The organism is Micromonospora maritima (assembly GCF_902825405.1).
GTDB lineage: Bacteria > Actinomycetota > Actinomycetes > Mycobacteriales > Micromonosporaceae > Micromonospora > Micromonospora maritima.
Genome location: NZ_CADEAU010000719.1, coordinates 1 through 2,162 on the forward strand (window position 1 = coordinate 1; position 2,162 = coordinate 2,162).

Consider the following 2,162-nt stretch of genomic DNA (forward strand, 5'->3'; position numbering starts at 1 on the left):
GCCCGCGCGCCGCCGGCCGGGCCGGCCGCACGCGGGTCCCGCCGGTCGTCGGTACGTGGGGCGCCGAGCAACGCGCGGAGCAGCCCGAGCAGATGGATACGCCCGCTGCGGGCCGGGAACCGGCGCAGCCCGTCCGGGGCGAGCACCTGGGCGCCGAGCCGGTTGCCCACCCCGGCGGTGAGGAAGCCGACGCAGGCCACCGCCGCCACGGCGAGTTCCCGCTTGTCCACCTCGGCGGTCCCGTACTCCATGCTGGCGCTGGCGTCGACGACGATCCAGGTGGTCAGTTCCCGGTCGGCGTCGACCTCGCGCACGTGCGGGACGGTGGTGCGCGCGGTGACCGCCCAGTCCATCCGCCGGACCTCGTCCTCGCCGGGGCGGTACTCGCGGCTGCCGGCCGCCTCGCTGCCGGGTCCGGGCAGCAGCCCCCGGTACCGGCCGTGCAGCAGACCGTCGAGCCGCCGGGTCACGGTCAGTTCCAGTCGGCGTACCCGCTGGTCGGGAGCGAGGTCGGCGAGGCCCGGGTCGGGTCGGGCGGGTACGGCCCGGCGGGTCATGCCGCCGCCAGATCCGGCGCCGCCTCCGCGGGCCCGGTCACCAGCCGGGGCGGGGGCACCGCCTCGACCAGGCGGCGCACCACGTCCTCGCCGGAGATCCCGTCGGCGACCGCGTCGAAGGAGAGCACCAGCCGGTGCGCCAGCACGTCCACCGCCAGGTCCCGGATGTCCTCGGGCAGCACGTAGTCCCGGCCGTGGATCAACGCCTGCGCCCGGGCCGCCGCGACCAGACCGAGCGTGGCCCGGGGACTCGCCCCGTACGCCAGCAGCGGCGCGACGTCGGGCAGGCCGAACCGGCCGGGGTCGCGGGTGGCGAGGATGAGGCGGACCACGTACTCGGCCAACGCGTGGTGGACGAAGACGTCGGTCGCGCGGCGTTGGAGCTCCCGCAGCCGGGCCGGGTCGAGCACCGGGCGCGAGGTGGGCCGTTCGGTGCTCATCCGGTAGAGGATGGCCAGCTCGTCGGCGTCGCTCGGGTAGTCGACCACGACCTTCATGAGGAACCGGTCGCGCTGCGCCTCGGGAAGCTGGTAGACGCCCTCCGACTCGATCGGGTTCTGGGTGGCCAGCACCAGGAACGGGTCGGGCACCGGCCAGCTCCGTCCGGCGATCGAGACCTGCCGGTCGGCCATCGCCTCCAGCAGGGCCGACTGGACCTTGGCCGGGGCCCGGTTGATCTCGTCGGCGAGCACCAGGTTCGCCATGATCGGCCCCAGCTCCACGTCGAACGTCTCGGTGGAGGCGCGGTAGATCCGGGTGCCGACGATGTCCGACGGGACCAGGTCGGGGGTGAACTGGATCCGGGAGAACGTCCCGCCCACCACTGTGGCGAGGGTCTGCGCGGCCAGCGTCTTGGCCACCCCCGGCACGCCCTCCAGCAGGCAGTGACCGTCGGCGATCAGGGCGGTGAGCAGGCGGTCGACGAGCCGATCCTGCCCGACGATCACGCGTTTGACCTCGAAGAGGGTCTGTTCCAGCTCGACGCCGCTCGCATCGGCATCGACCGGGCTGGGCACGCTGGCCAGGGTGTCCGAGATGTCCGTCACGGTGCTTGCTTCCCGGGCCGGACGCGCGACAAACGTCGGATTATCGGCCCCTGTCCGGCCGTCGGCGGGCCGGACCGGGAGGACCTCCCCGATCGGGCGGCAACGGTGCGAACCGGCGGTGCGACGCCCGCACGGACACGGAACACGACATCGACCCCCGCCGGAACGGGGGTCGACGCGTGGTCGGGTGGGTCAGTTGGCGATCACGATGTGGAACGGCCGGTCCGCGTAGGCGCCGGAGGAGCTGCGCGTCTGCACGAAGACGCCGGTGGGCGTCAGGGTCCGCGGCGCGGCGGCGACCTCGCCGGCCGGCGGCACGTTCGCCGAGTCGTTCGTGCCGATGGACACGTGGTACGACTTCGCCGAGACGGTGTAGTCCAGCAGCAGCAGGTACTGCCCCGGGAAGACACCCGGGCCCGGCGCGAACTTGGACGAGGAGACGACGTTGCCGGAGTGCTGGAGCAGCGTGCCGTTCTGGGCGACGACCGCCCAGGCCACCGTGCCCGGCGCCGGCGGGGCGAGGGTGGCGCGCAGGGCGGCCCGGGCGGCCCGCTGCTCG

The 2,162-nt window shown here is 74.3% G+C and carries 3 protein-coding genes; all 3 read right to left on the reverse strand.

What is annotated here, in order from left to right:
- The coding region (locus tag HUW36_RS31465; protein WP_174531397.1) for a DUF58 domain-containing protein at positions 1–557 on the reverse strand (557 nt) is incomplete at its 3' end.
- On the reverse strand, positions 554–1,603 hold the full coding sequence (locus HUW36_RS31470; protein ID WP_174531398.1) for an AAA family ATPase: 1,050 nt from the start codon (positions 1,601–1,603) through the stop codon (positions 554–556). The genes HUW36_RS31465 and HUW36_RS31470, both read right to left, overlap by 4 nt.
- A gap of 192 nt (positions 1,604–1,795) precedes the next feature.
- The coding region (locus HUW36_RS31475) for a hypothetical protein (RefSeq protein WP_174531399.1) at positions 1,796–2,162 on the reverse strand (367 nt) is incomplete at its 5' end.